The 18,638-nt window shown below is 67.1% G+C and carries 17 protein-coding genes; 9 read left to right on the top strand and 8 right to left on the bottom strand.

The genetic code is table 11. The features are described 5' to 3' along the window. Positions 1 to 275: 275 nt before the first annotated feature. Positions 276 to 1,112, top strand: coding sequence for a class I SAM-dependent methyltransferase (locus EDF58_RS13055; protein ID WP_132266041.1), 837 nt, complete (start codon positions 276 to 278; stop codon positions 1,110 to 1,112). Between the two features lie 15 nt (positions 1,113 to 1,127). On the opposite strand, the gene EDF58_RS13050 is transcribed toward EDF58_RS13055, so the two are convergent. Both EDF58_RS13050 and EDF58_RS13045 read right to left on the bottom strand, forming a co-directional pair. Further along, on the bottom strand, positions 1,128 to 2,561 hold the full coding sequence (locus EDF58_RS13050; RefSeq protein WP_132266040.1) for an MFS transporter: 1,434 nt from the start codon (positions 2,559 to 2,561) through the stop codon (positions 1,128 to 1,130). 66 nt (positions 2,562 to 2,627) lie between these two features. Beyond that, positions 2,628 to 3,041 carry a GFA family protein gene (locus EDF58_RS13045; protein ID WP_132266038.1) on the bottom strand — a complete coding sequence of 138 codons (414 nt, stop codon included), beginning with the start codon at positions 3,039 to 3,041 and terminating at the stop codon, positions 2,628 to 2,630. A 275-nt stretch (positions 3,042 to 3,316) separates the two neighbouring features. Between EDF58_RS13045 and EDF58_RS13040 the strand changes: the two genes are divergently transcribed. The 3 genes from EDF58_RS13040 to EDF58_RS13030 are packed head-to-tail and all read left to right on the top strand — an operon-like array spanning position 3,317 to position 7,151. Then, positions 3,317 to 3,838, top strand: coding sequence for a 2Fe-2S iron-sulfur cluster-binding protein (locus EDF58_RS13040; protein ID WP_132266036.1), 522 nt, complete (start codon positions 3,317 to 3,319; stop codon positions 3,836 to 3,838). After that, positions 3,835 to 4,821, top strand: a complete 987-nt coding sequence (locus tag EDF58_RS13035) for a xanthine dehydrogenase family protein subunit M (protein ID WP_132266034.1) — start codon at positions 3,835 to 3,837, stop codon at positions 4,819 to 4,821. The genes EDF58_RS13040 and EDF58_RS13035 overlap by 4 nt, the downstream gene beginning before the upstream one ends. Next, on the top strand, positions 4,818 to 7,151 hold the full coding sequence (locus EDF58_RS13030) for a xanthine dehydrogenase family protein molybdopterin-binding subunit (protein ID WP_132266032.1): 2,334 nt from the start codon (positions 4,818 to 4,820) through the stop codon (positions 7,149 to 7,151). Before EDF58_RS13035 ends, EDF58_RS13030 begins: the two co-directional genes overlap by 4 nt. A gap of 76 nt (positions 7,152 to 7,227) precedes the next feature. On the opposite strand, the gene EDF58_RS13025 is transcribed toward EDF58_RS13030, so the two are convergent. Beyond that, the gene (locus EDF58_RS13025) at positions 7,228 to 7,470 is read right to left on the bottom strand and encodes a DUF3253 domain-containing protein (protein WP_132266030.1); all 243 of its coding nucleotides are present in this window, start codon (positions 7,468 to 7,470) and stop codon (positions 7,228 to 7,230) included. Beyond that, entirely contained in the window at positions 7,470 to 7,760 is a 291-nt protein-coding gene (locus tag EDF58_RS13020; RefSeq protein ID WP_132266028.1) for a UvrB/UvrC motif-containing protein, read from the bottom strand. Before EDF58_RS13020 ends, EDF58_RS13025 begins: the two co-directional genes overlap by 1 nt. Before the next feature lie 44 nt (positions 7,761 to 7,804). Here EDF58_RS13020 and EDF58_RS13015 point away from each other — a divergent pair, with 44 nt between their 5' ends. From EDF58_RS13015 to EDF58_RS13000, 4 genes are all read left to right on the top strand, one after another. After that, entirely contained in the window at positions 7,805 to 8,152 is a 348-nt protein-coding gene (locus EDF58_RS13015; protein ID WP_132266027.1) for a hypothetical protein, read from the top strand. Further along, positions 8,149 to 10,863, top strand: a complete 2,715-nt coding sequence (locus tag EDF58_RS13010) for a cation-transporting P-type ATPase (RefSeq protein ID WP_132266025.1) — start codon at positions 8,149 to 8,151, stop codon at positions 10,861 to 10,863. The genes EDF58_RS13015 and EDF58_RS13010 overlap by 4 nt, the downstream gene beginning before the upstream one ends. 188 nt (positions 10,864 to 11,051) lie before the next feature. After that, a complete protein-coding gene (locus EDF58_RS13005; protein WP_132266023.1) occupies positions 11,052 to 11,330 on the top strand; it encodes a hypothetical protein in 279 nt (92 codons plus the stop codon). Positions 11,331 to 11,436: 106 nt separating this feature from the next. Continuing rightward, positions 11,437 to 11,775: a transcription initiation protein gene (locus tag EDF58_RS13000; protein WP_132266021.1), complete on the top strand. Its 339-nt coding sequence runs from the start codon at positions 11,437 to 11,439 to the stop codon at positions 11,773 to 11,775. A gap of 46 nt (positions 11,776 to 11,821) precedes the next feature. Here the strand turns inward: EDF58_RS13000 and EDF58_RS12995 are convergent, their stop codons facing one another. The 3 genes from EDF58_RS12995 to EDF58_RS12985 all read right to left on the bottom strand — a co-directional run bounded on the left by EDF58_RS12995 (position 11,822) and on the right by EDF58_RS12985 (position 15,810). Continuing rightward, complete coding sequence (locus EDF58_RS12995; RefSeq protein ID WP_132266019.1) at positions 11,822 to 12,217, bottom strand: barstar family protein; 396 nt, start codon at positions 12,215 to 12,217, stop codon at positions 11,822 to 11,824. Positions 12,218 to 12,227: 10 nt separating this feature from the next. After that, positions 12,228 to 13,526 (bottom strand): chloride channel protein, encoded by a 1,299-nt coding sequence (locus tag EDF58_RS12990; RefSeq protein WP_243654244.1) that lies wholly within the window; start codon positions 13,524 to 13,526, stop codon positions 12,228 to 12,230. 271 nt (positions 13,527 to 13,797) lie between these two features. Beyond that, positions 13,798 to 15,810, bottom strand: a complete 2,013-nt coding sequence (locus EDF58_RS12985; RefSeq protein WP_347812890.1) for a TonB-dependent receptor — start codon at positions 15,808 to 15,810, stop codon at positions 13,798 to 13,800. Positions 15,811 to 16,072: 262 nt separating this feature from the next. On the opposite strand from EDF58_RS12985, the gene EDF58_RS12980 reads away from it, so the two are divergent. Continuing rightward, positions 16,073 to 17,053, top strand: coding sequence for a cytochrome c peroxidase (locus tag EDF58_RS12980; RefSeq protein ID WP_207912953.1), 981 nt, complete (start codon positions 16,073 to 16,075; stop codon positions 17,051 to 17,053). A 15-nt stretch (positions 17,054 to 17,068) separates the two neighbouring features. On the opposite strand, the gene EDF58_RS12975 is transcribed toward EDF58_RS12980, so the two are convergent. After that, a complete protein-coding gene (locus EDF58_RS12975) occupies positions 17,069 to 18,598 on the bottom strand; it encodes an altronate dehydratase family protein (RefSeq protein WP_132266015.1) in 1,530 nt (509 codons plus the stop codon). Positions 18,599 to 18,638 lie beyond the last annotated feature (40 nt).

The raw sequence follows: 18,638 nt of genomic DNA, 5'->3' as shown, positions 1-18,638 counted from the left end.
GCGGCGTATTCCTCCCTCTCCCTGGGCCTTTTGGCTCCAGGCGAAGAGTGCGGGTTTGTGGCGTAGTTAGCAATATGAATTTGCGGACAATTCGATAAATGCGCCAAGGCTCCGATTATACGGTCATAATCGTGGCTATATATGCAACGATGGTCCGCGCCGTTCCGGGCACCGCCGCCCGTCACCCTTACCCCGAAAAGACGAAGTTTACCGTCAGGGATAGGTGATATTCTCCGCGCACAAGCCGAGGATCGGCCCGACCGTGGAGAGCTGGGATGCAGGAGGACAATAGCGCGAAGCCGCAGAATGCGAACAAGGCCCTGTGGGAGAAAGGCGATTTCACCCGTCTTGCCGCAACCATGCGGGAAAGCGGTGAGGAACTGGTCGACTGGATCGCGCCCGAGCCGGACATGGAGGTGCTCGATCTCGGCTGCGGCGACGGCACGACGGCGGTTCCGGCGGCGCGGCGCGGCGCGCATGTGCTGGGCGTGGACATCGCCTCCAACCTCGTTGCCGCTGGCAATGCCCGGGCGCGCGCGGAGGGGCTGGAGAACTTGCGCTTCGAGGAGGGCGACGCCAGCGCGCTGACCGGGCTGGGCGATGCCCGTTTCGATCTGGTGGTCAGCATCTTCGGCGCGATGTTCGCGCCGCGTCCGCACGATGTCGCCGCCGAAATGGTTCGCGTCTGCCGGCCCGGCGGAAGGATCGTCATGGGCAACTGGATACCCGGCGATCCGACGCTGGTTGCCATGGTGCTGAAGACATGCGCCGCCTTCATGCCGCCGCCGCCCGAGGGTTTCGTCAGCCCGGTGAGCTGGGGCCAGGAAGACCTCGTGCGCGAACGCTTCGGTGCCGCGGGCATCGCACCGGAGCGGATCGCCTGCGAAAGGGCGACCTATACCTTTCGCTATCCCGGAACGGCCGCGGCGTTCCTCGCCGTCTTCCGTGACTACTACGGACCGACCATGAACGCTTTCGATGCGGCGGGGCGGGACGGGCGGCGGGACGCGTTGCAGGCGGAGCTGGAGGCGCTCTTCGAGGCCGAAAACCGGGGCACGGCCGGGCAGACGGTGATACCTGCGACATATCTGCGCGTGACCGTCGAGAGGTAGGGCTCCAGACGTGGCTCACGGCGCGGCGGGGGCGGCGGCCGGGGTGCCGCTTTCGAGTGTGAACAGCGCGACGAGACCGGATGCCACTGCAAGAACGGCTGCGACGATTGCGGCGGCCTGGAATGCCGCGGTGAGCTCCGCCGCGGAGACGGCGATGACCGCGCCGGCCACTGCGGTGGCGACGAGCCCGCCGGTGCGCGCAATCGCGCTGTTGAAGCCCGAGGCGGTGCCGGTATGGCGCTCGTCCACCGAGGAAAGCACGGCAGTGGTCAGCGGTGCCACCGCGCCGGCCATGCCCAGCGCAATCACGGCGATGCCGGGCAGAATGCTGGTCCAGTAGCTGGCCGTGGGATCTGCGCGCATCATCAGCGCGAAGCCGGCGCCGGTGACGATGGGGCCAAGAGTGAGCGGCCAGCGCGGGCCGATGCGCTCGGTCAGGCGCCCGGCAAGGCGCGAGACCGTGCCGATCACTATCGAGAACGGCAGGAGCGCAAAGCCGGCCTGGGTCGGGCTATAGTGTCCGCCGACGATCAGCAGGTAGGGCAGCAGCATCAGCAAGCCGCCCAGCGCGCCGTAGAGCAGCAGGGTCAGCAGGGTCAGGCCCACGAAGGGGCGGGAGGCGAACAGGGCCAGCGGCATCATCGCGCGCTCGCCCAGGCGGCGTTCCGTCATGACGAACAGGGCCAGCAGCAGGATACCCGCTCCCAGCCCGATCCAGGTTCCGGTCGATGCCGCGTGATGGCTGGACCACAAGGTCAGTGCCCAGGTGATCGCGCCGAGGGCGGCGGTCGCCAGCAGTGCGCCCGTCCAGTCGAGCGGTTCCCGCCCCTTTTCGCTCTCCTCCACATAGCGCCAGGCCACCAGGATCGCCGCGGCGGCCACTGGTATGTTGAGGTAGAAGATCGCGCGCCAGCCGACGCTGTCCACCAGCCAGCCGCCTAGCGGCGGGCCGACGGCGCTGGCGATGGCGCCTGCCGCTGCCCAAGTGCCGACGGCCCGCCCCCGGGCCTCGCCCTCGAACGAACTGCCCAGGATGCCGAGGCTGTTTGGCATGAGGATGGCCGCACCGATGCCCTGCGCCGCGCGCGCGGCCAGCAGCATCGCCAGGTCCTGGGCAAGGGCACAAGCGATCGAGGCAAGCGTGAACAGCACGATGCCCGTCACCAGGGCGCGCTTGCGCCCGAAATGATCGCCCGCGGCGCCGCCCAGCAGCAGCAGCGCCGAGAGCGGCAGGAGGTAGGCGTTGATGACCCAGGGCAGGCTTGCGGCATCTCCGCTGAGTTCCTGGCCGATGGCGGGCAGGGCGACATTGGTCACCGAGCCGTCGATGAAGGCCAGGCTGGATGCCAGCATCGTTGCCGCAATTGTCCAGCGCGGATGGGCGACGGTCTTGCCTTTGCGCGCCACGGCCTGGCCGCTGTCGCAATCGGTGGTGGGCAGGGCGGTCATGATGCCTCGGGCAAATTCAGCAAGGGCGAGGGCGGCAGGGCGGGCGGGGCAAGGCTGCCATGTCCGTCAGAGATGCCGGGTTTCGGCAGGGGGATGCTGCCAGTCGTCATGCAGGCCGTCCATGTAGACCAGGGGGGCGGAGACCAGGTCCCCGACCGGCAGATCGTCCAGCGCGGCAAGATGCACGGTGACGAAGTCTCCGCCCATCGCCTCGATATGGCCGTGACCGTGGGTCGCGATCCCGCAGACCGAGCAGAAGCGGTGATGACCTTCGCCCCAGTCGCCCGACTTGCCGTAGTCCGCCAGTTTCCCGTCTCCGCTCAGCAGGCGGAAATCGCCGGGGGCGAGATGGCCGGCGTTCCACATGCGCTGTTTCCAGCAAAACGTGCAGTTGCACTTGCCCGTCCCCAGGTCGAGATCGATGTCCGCTTCGAAAGTGACCGCCTTGCAGTGGCAGCTGCCATGATAGGTTTTCTTCATGATCCCGAGCGCTCCTCCGGCCCTGCAAACCCGCCGTCCCGGCCGGTCGTGCCGAAGGAACAACTCGGCGGCTCCGCATTGGTGCCGGACCATTTGCGGCGGTCTGCCGCGCAAAACGCCGCATTGGTCTCGCCCCGGATGCGGCCCGGCTGTTTTTCGCGGTTTTCCTCACGTCATGCGCTTGGCGGCGGGCACCAATCGACCGGGATCGAGTTGATCTGAGAGCGCGGTCTTCCCGCGCCTCAAAAATGCTGCCCCTCGAGAGGCCGATCACCATGACGATAGTTGTAAACGGCGCTGCCCTGGACGCTCCGCACGATGCGCGGGTATCGCTGCTGGACTTCCTGCGCGAGACTTGCGGGCTTTCCGGCACCAAGAAAGGCTGCGACCAGGGTGCCTGCGGAGCCTGCACCGTGCTGGCCGACGGGGAGCGGATACTCTCGTGCCTCTCTCTGGCCGTGCAGTATGAGGGGCGCTCGATCACGACGATCGAGGGGCTGGGCCAGCCCGGCCGGTTGCACCCCCTGCAGCAGGCCTTCGTGGAACATGACGGCTTTCAGTGCGGCTACTGCACGCCCGGCCAGATATGCTCCGCCGTGGGCATGGCTGCCGAGATCGCGCGCGGCGTACCAAGCCATGTCACGGTCGATCTGGGGGGCGAGGACATCCTGCTGAGCCACGAGGAACTGCGCGAGCGCATGAGCGGCAACTTGTGCCGCTGCGGCGCCTACAACGGCATCGTCGAGGCCATCGCCGAGACTTACGGGGCGGAAACCTTGGCGGAGGCTGCGGAATGACCCCGTTCAGGTATATGCGGGCCACCGATGCGGCGTCGGCGGTTCTCAAGGGCGGCGCGGCGGGTGCCCGGTATCTGGGCGGCGGCACCAACCTCGTCGACCTGATGCGCGAGAACATCGAGACGCCCGAAAGCCTCGTCGACGTGACCGGGCTGCCGGGTGGGATCGACGAGCTACCCGGTGGCGGGCTGCGGATCGGTGCTGCCGTGCGTAACACGGCGCTGGCCGAGCACCGGGCGGTCCGTCTGCGTTATCCGATGCTGGCGCGCGCCATCCTGGCCGGCGCGAGCGGGCAGATCCGCAACATGGCGACTGTCGGGGGCAACATCCTGCAGCGCACCCGCTGTTCCTATTTCTACGACGAGGCCGGATCGCGCTGCAACAAGCGCCATCCGGGAGAAGGCTGCGACGCGGTGGGCGGCTTCAACCGCAATCACGCCATTCTGGGCGCCTCGTCCGCTTGCGTCGCCGTCCACCCTTCCGACATGTGCGTCGCACTGGCGGCGCTCGACGCCGTGGTCCATCTGCGCGGAAACGGCGGCGAACGGCGCCTTGCCTTCACGGCTTTGCACCGTCTCCCGGGAGAATTGCCGGATGTCGATACCATGCTCCAGCCGGGCGAACTCATCACCGCAGTCGAGATACCGCCGATGCCATTCGCCGCGCGCTCCACTTACCGCAAGGTGCGGGACCGTTCGAGCTATGCCTTCGCGCTGGTTTCGGTGGCGGCGGCGCTCGATGTCGAGGGCGGGCAAGTGCGCGACGTGCGCATCGCACTGGGCGGCGTGGCGCACAAACCGTGGCGGGCCGAGCGAGCCGAGGCGCTGCTGCGCGGTGGTCCGCTGTCGGCCACCAGTTTCGCCGCCGCTGCCGAGGCGGAACTGGCTTCGGCGCAGGCGCTTTCGGGCAATGGCTTCAAGATCGATCTGGCACGGCGCACGCTCGTCGCCGTGCTCGAAGACCTTTCAGGAGAGATCGCATGAGCATCGCGAGCGACGCCAAGCAGGCGCTGCAGGGCGCGGTTCAGGGCGTCATGGCGAAAGCGGTCGCCCTCGCGCCGGACAGCTGGATCCCCGGAGGCGAGCCCGATCCTCTGATCCGCGAGCGTTACGGCCATATCGGCAAGCCGCTGTCGCGTATCGACGGTCCCCTCAAGGTGGCCGGTCGGGCCACGTTCGCGGCGGAGTTCCCGCTGGAGGACATGGTCTACGCCTCACTGGTGTTCAGCACGATCGCCAAGGGGCGTATTGCGGCGATGGACACTTCCCACGCAGAGACGGCGCCCGGCGTGGTGGCAGTGATGGACCACCGCAATGCCCCGCGCCTTGCTCCGCCCCCTGTCTTCATGTCGGCGCCGAAGGCCGCCAATGGCGACAATCTGCCGATCATGCAGGAAAGCGAGGTCAACTGGAACGGCGAGCCGGTCGCCGTCGTGCTGGCGGAAACGCAGGAGCAGGCCGACCACGCCGCATCGCTGGTCCGCGTGACCTTCGAGGCGGCTCCGGCCCTGACCTCGCTGGACGAGGCGCGCGAACAAGGCACCAAGCCGGCCCTGTTCATGGGCCAACCGCTTCATGACGAGCGCGGCGATGCCGAAGCGGCGCTTGCCGCGGCCGAAGTGAAAGTGGACGCGCTTTACACGACGCCGCGCCACAACCACAATGCCATCGAACTGCACGGGGTGACCGTGGCCTGGCAGGGCGATGTGCTGCGTATTCATGACGCTTCGCAGCTGGTCGCCCATACCGCCTGGTCCATCGGCCAGATGTTCGACATGCCGGAGGACAAGGTCATCGTCACCTCGCCTTTCGTGGGCGGCGGCTTCGGGGGCAAGTGTCTCTGGCAGCACCAGGTGCTGGCCGCGCTCGCCGCGAAGCTGTGCAGTCGTCCGGTGCGCCTCGTCCTCTCGCGCGAGGGTGTCTACCGGGTGGTGGGCGGGCGCTCGCCTACGGAGCAACGGGTGGCGCTCGGCGCGGATCGCGAGGGTCACCTGAAGGCGCTTGTCCATACCGGCGTGACCGTCAAAACCGCCAGCAACGCCATGCCGGAACCCTTCATCCTGCCCACCCGCAGCGCCTATGCTTCCGAGACGCTCAAGCTGGACGTGCAGGTGGTGGAACTCGACATGCTCGCCAACACCTTCATGCGAGCGCCCGGGGAGTCGGTGGGAACGTTCGCCCTGGAGAGCGCCATGGACGAACTGGCCGAGGCGCTGAACATCGATCCTGTGGAACTGCGCATCCGCAACGAGCCCGAAAAAGACCCGAGTTCCGGCCTGCCGTTCTCCTCGCGCCATATCGTCGAGGCCTGGCGCACGGGCGCGGCGCGCTTCGGCTGGGATCGCCGCGACCCGCGCCCCGGCCTGCGCCGCGAGGGAGAGTGGCTGGTCGGCATGGGCTGCGCCACCGGGACTTACCCCTATTACCGCATGGGCGGCGGCGCGGCCCGGATCACCCTGATGCAGGATGGGCAGGCGGTGGTCGATATCGCCGCGCACGAGATGGGCATGGGTACCGCCACGGCGCAGACCCAGGTCGCCGCCGAAAGGCTGGGCCTGCCTATCGAGGCCGTGCGCTTCAACTATGGCGATTCCACTCTGCCGGGCGTGGTGCTGGCGGGCGGATCGCAGCAGACAGCCGCTATCGGCGCCTCCGTGGGCGCCGCTCATCGCGAACTCGTGAAGCAACTGCTCAAGCTGGCGGGCAATGATTCCCCCCTCGCCGGTCTCAAGCCGGATGACGTGATCAGCCGCGACCAGGGGCTGTGCAAGGCCGATGAGACCGCGCGGCACGAGAGCTATGCCTCGATCCTGTCACGCGCGCAGCAGCCGTCGGTAAGCGTGGAGGCCGAAGGGCCGCCGCCGCTGGAGACCATGCACTGGTCGATGCACAGCCACGCGGCGATGTTCTGCGAGGTTCGCGTCAACACGGTCACCGGCGAGCCGCGCGTCAGCCGGTTCCTGGGCTCGTTCGATTGTGGGCGCATCCTCAATCCGAAGACGGCCACCAGCCAGTTCCGCGGCGGCATCATCATGGGGCTGGGGCTGGCCCTGATGGAAGAAGCGCAGTTCGATGAGCGCAAGGGCCGGGTGATGAACCCCAGCCTCTCCGAGTATCATGTGCCCGTGCACATGGACGTGCCCGAGATCGACGTGATCTGGACCGACATTCCGGACCCCCATGCGCCGATGGGCGCTCGGGGCATCGGCGAGATCGGGATCACCGGCACGGCGGCGGCAGTGGCGAATGCTGTCTACAACGCCACCGGCAAGCGCGTGCGGGACCTGCCGCTGACGCTGGACAAACTGCTTTAGGGTGCTGGACCGGCGGGGCGCCTCGGGCGGCGGACCTTTTCGTTCCTATGAACCGGCCTATGGGGCACGATCCGGTTCAGTTCGGAGGCAGGCGGCGGATGCGATAGGGGCCGGTCCGGGCCGATAACGGACGGCCTTTCCAGCTTAATCCCACGCGTCCCTCCAGCAGCAGGCAATCGACGGCGGCATGGACCTCGGGCATGGCCTCCCGCCAGGTGTCGCCGGGTGCTATCGCGCGGGCGACTTCGCTTGGGCATACCGTGGCCCCCGGTTCGCGGGATGCGAGCAAGGCCAGAGCCGCCGCGCGCGCGTCGCCCATCATTTCCCCCGCGGTTTGCCGCGTGGAGTGCGGCCGGACGTCATCGGATCGGGCCGGGGCGGCGGTTTCCAGCCGGCGGGCGGCGTGCTGCGTTGCTGGTTGGTTCCGAGCCCCATCGCGCCGGGGCGCTGGCGTTGCAATCCCGACAGATCGGCGCGCTCGACCTCTTCCGCGCCGGCGCCGCCGCGCAGGAGGCTGATCTTGTCCCGGCAGCGCTTCGCTTCCTCGAAGTCCAGGGCGCTGGCCGCTTCCTCCATCTTGCGCTGCAGGTTTTCGATCGTCTCGGTCATGGATGCTGAACGCGCGGCGACCCTTCCGGTGCCTGCAATCGCGGATGAACGCGCGGACCGCTGCGTTCCAAACCGAACCTCACCGGGAGTTCGGCTGGAATCGCGGCCAGTATCTCCTCATTCCTGCAGGTTGTCGCTTCACTGGAATGCGTAATCCGGTCGCTGCCGCGCAGCATCGAGAACTGCTCGTTCCATTCCATTGGCTGCGTTTCGATCGGATTATTGCAATTATCACCTTGCGCTTCGGTGATTGTGCAATGCAAGATTGTCCCGCATCATCTTCATGTAATCTCGGTCTGTTTTACGGACTGCCATTCCTATTACCTTGTCAGCACCTTGATCGCGGCAGCCAGCGACAGGATCGCCAGGGTTTCGAAAAGGGGACAGCATGAACCGGTCCGTCGCCAATCCCTCAAGCCCTGTGGCCGAGGCCCCGTGGTACGCCCTGGACGGCCGGCAAGTGCTGGACGAACTCGGCGCCGCGCCAGAGGGTCTGTCGCACGAGCAGGCGGCAGCGCGTCTGCGGCAATATGGACCCAATAGCCTCCCCGAAACCGCGCGCGTGCATCCCTTGCGGCGCTTCCTCATGCAGTTTCACAATCCTCTGATCTATTTCCTGATCGCGGCAGGGCTGGCGGCGTTCCTGCTGGGGCATCCGGTGGACGCATCGGTCATCATGCTGGTGGTGGTGGTCAATGCCATCGTCGGCTTCGTGCAGGAGGGCCGGGCGGAGGAATCGCTGAACGGCATGCGCGCGTTGCTCTCTCCCCACGCCGTCGTGCTGCGAGGGGGAGAGCGAACCTCGGTCGATGTGGCGGATCTCGTGCCGGGAGACATCGTGCTGCTGGAGCCGGGAGACCGCGTCCCTGCCGACTTGCGCCTGCTCAAGGCGCGAGGTCTCGCCATCGAGGAAGCCGCGCTCACCGGCGAATCCGTCGCGGCGGAAAAAGGGGAAGGGGCCGTTCCCGTCGACGCGCCGCTGGGCGACCGCGCCTCGATGGCCTTTTCCGGTACGCTGGTGGCCAAGGGGCAGGCCACTGGCCTGGTCGTCGACACGGGCAGCGCGACCGAGATCGGGCGTATCAGCGGCATGCTCCAGGCGGTGCCGGTGCTGGTGACGCCGCTGATCCGGCAGATCAACCGCTTCTCGCATCAGCTTACTTTCACCATCCTGGGCGCTTCGGTGCTGCTGTTCATCTTCGCGGTCCTGGTGCGCGGCTTCGCCTGGGACGATGCGCTGATCTCGATCGTGGCGGTGGCGGCCGGCGCCATTCCGGAAGGTCTGCCTGCCGTCATCACCATCACCCTGGCCATCGGCGTGCGGCGGATGGCCGCGCGCAAGGCAGTGATCCGCAAGTTGCCCGCCGTGGAAACGCTGGGCGCCACCTCGGTCATCTGCACCGACAAGACCGGCACACTCACGCGCAACGAGATGACCGTGCGCCACGTCTTCACCGCTTCCAGTGCACTGGAGGTGTCCGGTTCCGGCTATGCGCCGCAGGGCATGATCGCGGCCGATCCGCTGGACGACCCCGCTGGCGGGCAAGTCGATGGCGGCGATGCGGCGGCGATCATCCGCTGCGGCATGTTGTGCAACGATGCCAACCTGCGCGAGGAGTCCGGCGTGTGGAGCGTGGCGGGCGATCCGATGGAAGGCGCATTGCTCGCGCTGGGGATGAAAGCGGGGATGGCCCCTGCCCGGGTGGCCGCCGAATGGCCCCGGCTGGACGAGATCCCCTTCGATGCCGACTATCGCTACATGGCGACGCTTCACCGCGGGCCGGGCGGCGATCATGTGGTCTTCGTCAAGGGCGCGCCCGAGGCTGTGCTGGCTCTGGCGGGCGGGCAGGCCGATCCGTCCCGATGGGACCGGCTGGCCGCCCGCGCGGCGGCCCAAGGCGAGCGCTTGCTGGGCTTCGCCATGCTGACGTTGCCGACCGCCCGGGACCGGCTGCGCTTCGAGGATCTTCAGGGGCTGACGATGCTCGGGCTCATGGGCTTCATCGATCCGCCGCGTGAAGAGGCGCGCCGCGCCATCGCCGAGTGCCGCAGCGCCGGCATCGCGGTGAAGATGATCACCGGAGACCATGTCGAGACCGCGCGCGCCATTGCCCGCCAGCTCGATCTCGCGGACGATCCGGTGGCGATGTCCGGCGCGGAACTGGAGCGGCTGAGCGACGCCGAACTCATGGAGGTGGTGGGCGGCGTCAGCGTCTTCGCGCGGGCCAGCCCGGAGCACAAGCTGCGCATCGTGCGGGCGCTGCAGGCGCGGGGCGCCATCGTGGCGATGACCGGAGACGGCGTGAACGATGCGCCGTCGCTCAAGCAGGCCGATGTCGGCACCGCCATGGGCCTCACCGGCACCGAAGCCGCGCGCGAGGCGTCGCAGATGGTCCTGCTGGACGACAATTTCGCCTCCATCGTCGCGGCCGTGAACGAGGGGCGCACGGTCTACGACAATTTGCGCAAGGTCATCGCCTGGACCCTGCCGACCAACGGCGGCGAGGCCATGCTGATGGTGCTGGCGATCCTGGCCGGCTTCACCCTGCCGATGACGGCGACGCAGATCCTCTGGATCAACCTTGTCACCACGATCACGCTGGGCCTCGTGCTTGCCTTCGAGCCGCCTGAAACCGAAGTGATGCAGCGCCCGCCGCGCCGGGCCGACGCCTCCCTGCTCTCACCGTTCCTGCTGTGGCGGATCGTGTTCGTCTCCCTGCTGTTCACCGGCCTGATGCTGCTGGTGTTCTTTGGCGCCCTGGCCCGGGGTGAGGATGTCGAGACGGCGCGCACGCTGGTGGTCAACATGCTGGTGGTGGGGGAAATCTTCTACCTCTTCAACGTGCGCTACTTGCACATGCGGTCGCTGACCCTGCGCGGCGCGCTGGGAACGCCGTCCGTGCTGCTGTCGGTCGGCGCGGTGGTGCTGGCGCAGTTCGCCTTTACCTACCTGCCGGTAATGCACGAGGTGTTCGATACGCGGTCCGTGTCGCTGTTCGACGGCGTGATCATCGTCCTGCTCGGGGTGCTGCTTTTCGCCGTACTGGAAGCGGAGAAGTGGATCATGAAGCGGTTGGACTGGTTCGAAGACCTCCATTCCTGACCCAGGCGGCGCCCTGCGGGCCTCCCGCGCGGCCCGCAGGGCGTGCCGATGTGCGCGGGCGCGCACTGCCTGTTGCCGTCCTTTCGCCAGAGTACGTCCCGCCTGACGGTCTTCCCGCCGCAGAGCATGAGCCTTGGCAGCGAAACTGCCCTAGCCGCGTTTTCCCTTTGGACATCAAGGAGAAATACATGCGGATTCCGAAGTTATCCCTCGCCGTGGCACTGATTGCAGGGAGCCTTGGCCTGGCTTCGCCGGCGAGCGCTCAACATCATTACGACCGTCACGACCGTGTCGAACACCATCACGATGCCCGCCGCGACCATGCCCGCCGTGACGACCGCCGTTATCGTCCCGCGCCGCGCCGTCATGACGTCCGCCGCCGCCATTCGTATCGTCACTCCTATCGCCACGCCAGCCATTGCCGCACCGTATGGCGGCATCATCGCCGCGTGCGCGTCTGCCGCTAGGCCGTGAAAGCCCTCGGCCCGGTGCCGGGGGCTTCAGCCGACCATTCCCGCCGATGGTCCGATCGCGCGCTTGCCGGGCAGGGTCGTCGGAGACATATTCGCCGGCATGACCAAGTACCTCATCTCCTTCCCGAGCGAGGCCATGGTGCTGACGCCGGACGAACTCGCGGTGGCCACCAGGGAATCCCATGCGGTCATCGCCGCGGCCAAGGCCGCGGGAGTCTATGTTTTCGGCGGCGGAATAGAGGAGGGCGTTCCCCCCGTGCTGGTTTCCGGCGAGGGAGGCGTGTCTTCGCGGATCTATCCCGGCAGCCGGTTGGACGGCGGGTTTACCGTCCTGGAATTGCCCAGCCGCGAGGAGGCTGAGCGATGGGCGGCCAGGATCGCTGCCGCCTGCCGCTGCGCGCAGGAACTGCGCGAGTTCATGTACGATCCGGAAAGTTAGGCCGGAAAGCTAGGCCGAAGAGAAACGCCGGCAGCCGGGCGCTCGCTCAGGCGGGCACGATCTCGATATTGGGATGGTCGGCGAACACTTCCATCACGATGTCGAAGTAAGTCGTGCCGCGGCCTTGCTCCAGGGCCGTCAGCTGCCCGGCTATGGTGGAGCCATTGAACATCGTTCGCTGGCCCAGCCTTCCGCTCAGGAAGGCATGGGTGCATTCCGGCCCGAGGGCCGCGCGTGTCGCTGCCATGTCCTTCCAGCGCAAGGTGACTTTTTCGGCCCCCTGCATCGTGCCGTAGCCGCCGTAGAGCAGGTCGTTCAGGGCATCGAGGCTGTCTGCCAGTTGCCAGGATTCCCCGGCCATGAAGACCCTGTTGATCTCGGCATAGAACGCGGGAATGTCCGTGATGACGCTTCCGTCGATCTCGAACTGTCGCGCCTCCATCGGATCGCTCTCAGGCGGCGCGTTGGAGGAACCGCTGGGAGAGCCCGTGATAGAGCTTTTCCTTGCAGACGAACTGGGCGGCGAAATCGCCGATCAGCGCAGAGGCGAGAAGCGGCATCATCAGGCCGCGGCTGGCGGTCGTTTCCGAGATGATGATCACGGCCGTGAGCGGCGCGCGCACGACACCGGTGAAATAGGCGACCATGCCCAGCAGGACGATCGCGCCCGGCGAATAGCCCGGAAAGATTCCGCGCAGAAGTTCGCCGATCCCGGCACCGATGGAGAGCGAAGGCGCGAAGATACCGCCCGGCACGCCGGAGACGGCCGTCGCCAGTGTAGTCACGAACTTGGCCGCGCCGAACCAGACGGGCACGTTCTGGCCGGCGATGATGCCGTTTGCAGTATCGTAGCCGGTGCCCCAGGTCAGGCCGGTCGACACGCCGAGCGCGGCGACGATGGCGCCGCAGATCGCGGCGAACAGCACCGGGCGCGCGCGCAGCCAGCCCATCGGGCGCATGGTCGTGGTTCCTGCTCCCAGCATCAGCCGGGAGAACACGCCGCCGGCGATCCCGCCCAGGATGCCCGCGACCGGGGTGGCGATCAGCGCCTGCTGAAAGCCCAGCGTCTGGCGCATGGCGCCGAAGTAGATGTAGTCTCCCGCCAGCCCCAGGCTGACCATGCCCGCGATCAGCACGGCGGCCATGACCAGCAGCGTCATGCGCTGCTCGTAAGCTGCGGCCAGTTCCTCGATGGCGAAAGCCACACCGGCAAGCGGCGTGTTGAAGGCAGCGGCAACGCCCGCCGCGCCGCCTGCGATATAGACCGAAGACCGCAAGGGCACGCGCAGCATGCGGTGCATCCTGCCCATGATGGCTGCGGCGATCTGCACGGTCGGACCCTCGCGGCCGACCGAGGCGCCCACGAGAAGCGCGCCCACGGTCAGGAAGAACTTGGCAATGGCGGCGCGGGCAGACACCAGGGTGGACAGCGCCGCCTCCGGGTTCTTGGTCGCGGCCATCACCTGGGGAATGCCCGAGCCCTTGGCCAGAGGCGCGAAACGCAGCGTGATCCAGGCGATGGCGGCAAAGCCTGCAGGCGTCGCCAGCAGGGGCCCCCACCACCAGCGGGCTGCGAACATGTGGAACAAGGCGTTGGCTTTGTCCGCCATGTCCGCGAAGACCAGCGCCACCAGACCGACCAGCACGGCCCCGCCCACGATCGCCACGCGCCTGCGCCAGACCAGCGCTTCCGGACCGTGACGGCGCAGGACCACGCGAAGTCGGCGAGGCAGCAGGCGGCTCGGTTTGATCACGGTGCGAGACTCTCTGATGAGCGAATGGGAGAGGGCGGGGAGCCCGGCCCTATTGAAGCGCTTCGCCCGGCCTGTCCACCCATGCAGGGCATTCGTTCCTGTCAATCGCAGCCTGGGTACGGCGTAACAGGCAGGAAGCACTGTGCCGGTCGCAGCCTTTCCTATTGGGCGCGCGCTTTCCTTTCCCACCGCGCCCGCTGCTCGACGCAGGCACGGGCATAAACGCCTGCTCCAGCCGGACCGTTACCGGCTGGAGCGTTCGGCGGCGTCAATACTTGTAGGCGAAGCTCAGGAAGAAGCTGCGGCCGGGTTCGGGGAAGCCATCGGTGAGCACGTAGTAATCGTCGAACAGGTTCCGCGCGCCGGCGCCGATCACGACGCCGCGGTAGACCTCGTAGTTCACGGAAATATTGGCCTGGAAATAGGCGCCCGTGCGGTAATAGCGCGTGCCGGCGGTGTTCACCGTCCAGCGGTCCGAGGCGATATCGGCATTGGGCAGGATGTGCAGGCCGTCCAGAGGGGCCCAGTCGGCCCAGATGAATGCCTTGTGCGTAGGCACGCCGGTGGGCTGGAAGGCGGTGTTCGTCGGATCGTCGATATCGCGGTGCGTATAGGTGTAGTTGCCGCCGAGGCTGAGGGTGTCGCCAAGCGCCGCGGTCAGCGCGATCTCGCCGCCGTAATAGTTCCCGCTGCCGAGGTTGCGGCTCTGGGTTACGGGCTGCTGGTTGAAGATGGTCGGGAAGGCAACGATCACATCGTTCAGGTGCGAGTAGAATACAGCGGCCTCGGCGTGGAGCGGGCCGAAGTCGCGTGCTCCGCCGATCTCGTAATTGGTGGCGCGCTCGGCCTTGAGGTCGGGGCTGGAGGTCGCTCCGCCGAAGCGCGAACTGAAGCGCTCGAAAATCGTCGGGAAGCGGGCGCGCGAGGAAATGCCGGCATGGAGGCTGGTGGCCGGATCCGGTGTCCAGACCAGCTGTGCCTGCCCATTGAGCGCCTGGCCGTTGTGCAGCGGATATTCGATCAGCGCATTGCTGGCGTAGTCTTCCGCCCGGGTAAGATTGCGCCAGTCGAAGCTGACGCCGGCGGTGAGGGCCAGCGCGGGGCTGAAGGCAAGGTGGTTTTCGGCCGCGATGCTGTAGGTTTCCTCGATGCTGGTCTGCTTCGGCTCGGTCGTGCCGATACCGTTGGCGAAGCTCTCCTGCCATTCGACATGCTTGTCGCGGCGGTAATGCGCGGCCACGCTGAAGCGGTCGGCCTCGCTCACGTCCACGTCGAGCTGCGCCGATCCGCCCCAGGCCTTGTCGGCGTAATAGCTGTTGAAGGCGCGCGGGCGCGTCTGGGTGGTCTGGCTGGCATCGTCGAAAGCGCGCAGCAGGTTGTCGAAGCTGTTGCGGTAGACGCGTGTCTTCAGCGTCGCCAGATCGCCCAGCGCCGTGGTGGAGAGGAAGTAGATGCTGTCGATGTTCCAGTAGGGCCACGACCAGTTGCGCTGGGATGCGGAACTGTCGGTGATGTGCAGCGGCGCGTTCTTGGCGCCTTCCTGACGGGTATAGCTCAGCGAATATTCGTCAGTGGCATTGGGCGTGAAGCCCAGCTTGGCATTGACGCGCCAATCCTCGGTGCGCGAGAAATCGCGGTGGCCGCCGTCTTCCGCCGATCCGGCGCTGGGCTCATAGCTCCCGGGCAGGTCCCAGTGGTCGGTGAAGTTGCGGGTGTAGCTGGCCTGTGCGTACCACTTGTCCTGCCGCGTGCCGAGCAGGGCAAACACGTTGTAGCCTGCATATTCGGCCTCGCGGCCCAGGTTCAGCGTGCCGCGTGCCTCGGCCTCGATCGGCTGAGAGGGCTTTCGCGTCACCAGGTTGATCGCCCCGCCCATTGCGCCGGGTCCGTCGAGAACGGAAGCATAGCCCTTGGCCACCTGTACTTGCGCAATGTCGCCGGTCAGGAAGCGTCCATAGTCGGGCCTGCCGTCTGCCGGCAGGTAGACGCGGATGCCGTCGATGGAGAGCGGCACCTGGTAGCGGTCGAAACCGCGCACGTTGATAAGGCGCTCATTGCGCGATCCGCCGCTGTTCGACGAGGACACGCCGGGCATGAGGTTGACCGCATCGTCCAGGCTGTTGCGCTGGAACAGCCGCATGGCATCGGCATCAAGCGTGGTGGAGGATATCGTCGGCGTCGATTCCGTTGGCGCAGTGACGATGATCTGGCCCAGCGTAAAGGCATCGTCCCGACCTGAAGTCGTGCTCGTCTGCGCCAGAACAGGCACAGAGACCGACAAGGAAAGGGCGCAGGAAAAAGTAACCGCAAGCGCGGAAGCGGAACGTATCAAGGAAACCCCCATTTTTTTGACCTGTCGCCGTCCCGGCGATTCGCTATATCCGGTCGTATATAGCTTTGCCGCGCCGTAAAGCATAATGACGCCGGCGTTAGACGATGAGGATTGGCGATGGCGGCATGCGAAGAGGGAACGGACATCGAACCGAATTTCATGACTTGCGTATCCCGCCCGTCACGCGTCGCTCGCCTGTCCTGAGGCCGCGATGCGTTACGGGCTGATCGGCCTCCTGCTGCTGGCCACGGCCGTTTCGGGCGCCCTGGCCGGGGAGCGCGGCGCGTGGAATTGGGGCGCGGACGCACCCCCGATCCCCGCCGACAATCCGATGAGCGCTGTCAAAGTCGAACTGGGGCGGCGCCTGTTCTACGATGCCGACCTTTCGATCAACGGCACAATGTCCTGCGCGACCTGTCACGAGCAGCACCACGCATTCGCGGACGGAAACCGCACTCATGCCGGAGCGCTGGACGATCCGGGGCGGCGCAATGTGCCCGCGCTCCAGAACCTCGCCTGGCTTTCGCCGCTGACCTGGGCCGATCCGCGGCAGGCCACGCTGGAGGCGCAGGCCTCGGTGCCGATCCTGGGTGAGCACCCGGTCGAGATGGCGATGAAGGGGCAGGAAGCGGAACTGTCCCGGCGGCTCGGCCGCGATCCCTGCTATCGCAGCTTGTTCCGCAAGGCCTTTCCGCAATCCCGGGGGCGGATCGACTATGCCGACGTGGTGAGGGCGCTGGCCGCTTTCGAACGGACGCTGGTTTCCCGCGGCAGCGCCTGGGATCGTTTCGAGAGCGGGGAGACAGACGCGCTTTCAAGCCAGGCGCGGCAGGGGCTGACCACCTTCAGGCGCGACTGCGCGGGGTGCCACGCGGGGGCCGATCTCACGGACGCGAAGTTCCACAGGATCGGCCCGGTAGGCGCCGATCCCGGGCTTGCGGAGATATCCGCCTCTCCGGACGACCTGGGGCGCTTCCGCACGCCCGGTCTGCGCAATGTTGCCGTGACGGCTCCTTACCTGCACGACGGTTCGGCGGCGTCGCTGGCCGATGCGATCGCTGCGCACGGACAAGCCGTCCAGAGCGCGGACATGCCGCCGCTGCTCGCCTTCCTGGAGAGCCTTACCGACCACAGCTTCCTGACCGATCCGCAGTTTTCGCTGCCGATGGAGGCTTGCGGCAAGCCTTTGTGATCCCCGGCGTGGGCGCTAGAGCGTGACGCCGCGTTTCCAGATGCCGATGGCCCGCTCGTCGTTGCTTTCGTTGCGCGCGGGTTCGCCGCTGGCCACCGCGAGGATCCGGTCGAGCAGCGCCTCTGCCGCCGTTTCCATGCCCTGTTCCAGAGCGATGCCGGCGTCGAAATCGATCCAGCCGGGCTTGCGCGCGGCAAGATCGTGGTTGGAGGCAATCTTCATCGTCGGCACCGGGCTGCCCAGCGGTGTACCCCGGCCGGTCGAGAACAGTGTGATCGTTGCGCCCGCCGCCGCCAGCGCAGTGGTGGACACGGCGTCGTTGCCCGGACCTTCCAGCACCGTCAGGCCGCCTTGCGCCCGCAGCGGCGAAATACGCTCGCCATAACCGATCACGTCGCGCACGGGGGCGAGGCCGCCCTTCTGCACGGCGCCCAGCGACTTTTCCTCCAGCGTGGTAATCCCGCCGGCGATATTGCCGGGGCTGGGATTTTCCGAGACCGGTTCGCCGTGATCGAGGAAGTAGCGCTTGAACCCGTTCACCAGCGCGGAGAGGCTGTCGAACACTTCCTGGCTGTTGGCGCGTTCCAGCAGCAGGTTCTCGGCGCCGAAGACTTCGGGAATCTCCGTCAGGATCGCGGCGCCGCCGGCCTGGGTGACGGCATCGGCCATCAGGCCGATCAGCGGGTTGGCGGTCAATCCGCTCATGGCATCGGAGCCGCCGCATTTCACGCCCAGGCGCAGCGCCGATAGGGGCACGTCTTCACGGCTGTCGCCTGCCATCTCGGCCAGAAGCTCGGCAATCAGGGCCTGGCCGGCGGAGAACTCGTCCGTTTCGGACTGGGCGCGCAGGACCCGCAAGCGCGAACGGCGCACTTCGGGAATGCGTTCCAGCAATGCATCGAGCTGGTTCGATTCGCAGCCCAGCCCCAGCAGCAGCACGCCGCCGGCATTGGGGTTGAGGGCCAGCGAGGCGAGGATCGCGGCAGTGCCGTCCAGGTCCGCGCCAAGCTGCGAGCAGCCGAAGGGATGGTTGAAGGCGTGGACGCCCTCTGCCCCCTCCGGGCCCGCTACCATTCCGGCATTGGCCTGGGCGGCCAGTCGCTCGCCCAGCCTTCCGACGCAGCCCACCGTGGGCAGGATCCAGAGTTCGTTGCGCGTGCCGACGCTGCCGTCGGCACGCCGATAGCCGCGGAAGGTGCGCTCCGCGTTCGTGCTTGCGCCTGCTGCGGCAGGGCCGGGGCCGGCAAAGGCATAGGCTTTCTCACCTGCCAGGGCCGTGCTCAGATTGTGCGAGTGGACGTGCTCTCCCACCGCGATGTCGCGCGTGGCCAGGCCGATCGGGGCGCGGTAACGGTGGACGGCTGCGCCGGCGGCGATCGGCGCGACGGCGAACTTGTGACCCGCGGGAATGGGATCGCGCACGGTGACATGAAGGCCCGGCAGGCGAATTTCCCGGCCCGCATCGAGCGGGTGCAGGGCGACGGCGACATCGTCTTCCTGGGCAATTCGAACGGCATCGACGGAGGGGGCAAGAGTCTCGATCATGGGCCGACGATACGCCATTGCCAGCGCTGGCACAACTCGA

The sequence above is a fragment of the Novosphingobium sp. PhB57 genome, assembly GCF_004342985.1.
Classification (GTDB): domain Bacteria; phylum Pseudomonadota; class Alphaproteobacteria; order Sphingomonadales; family Sphingomonadaceae; genus Novosphingobium.
The sequence above is the reverse complement of the archived record's forward strand: the minus strand, read 5'-3'. Positions and strand labels throughout refer to the sequence as shown.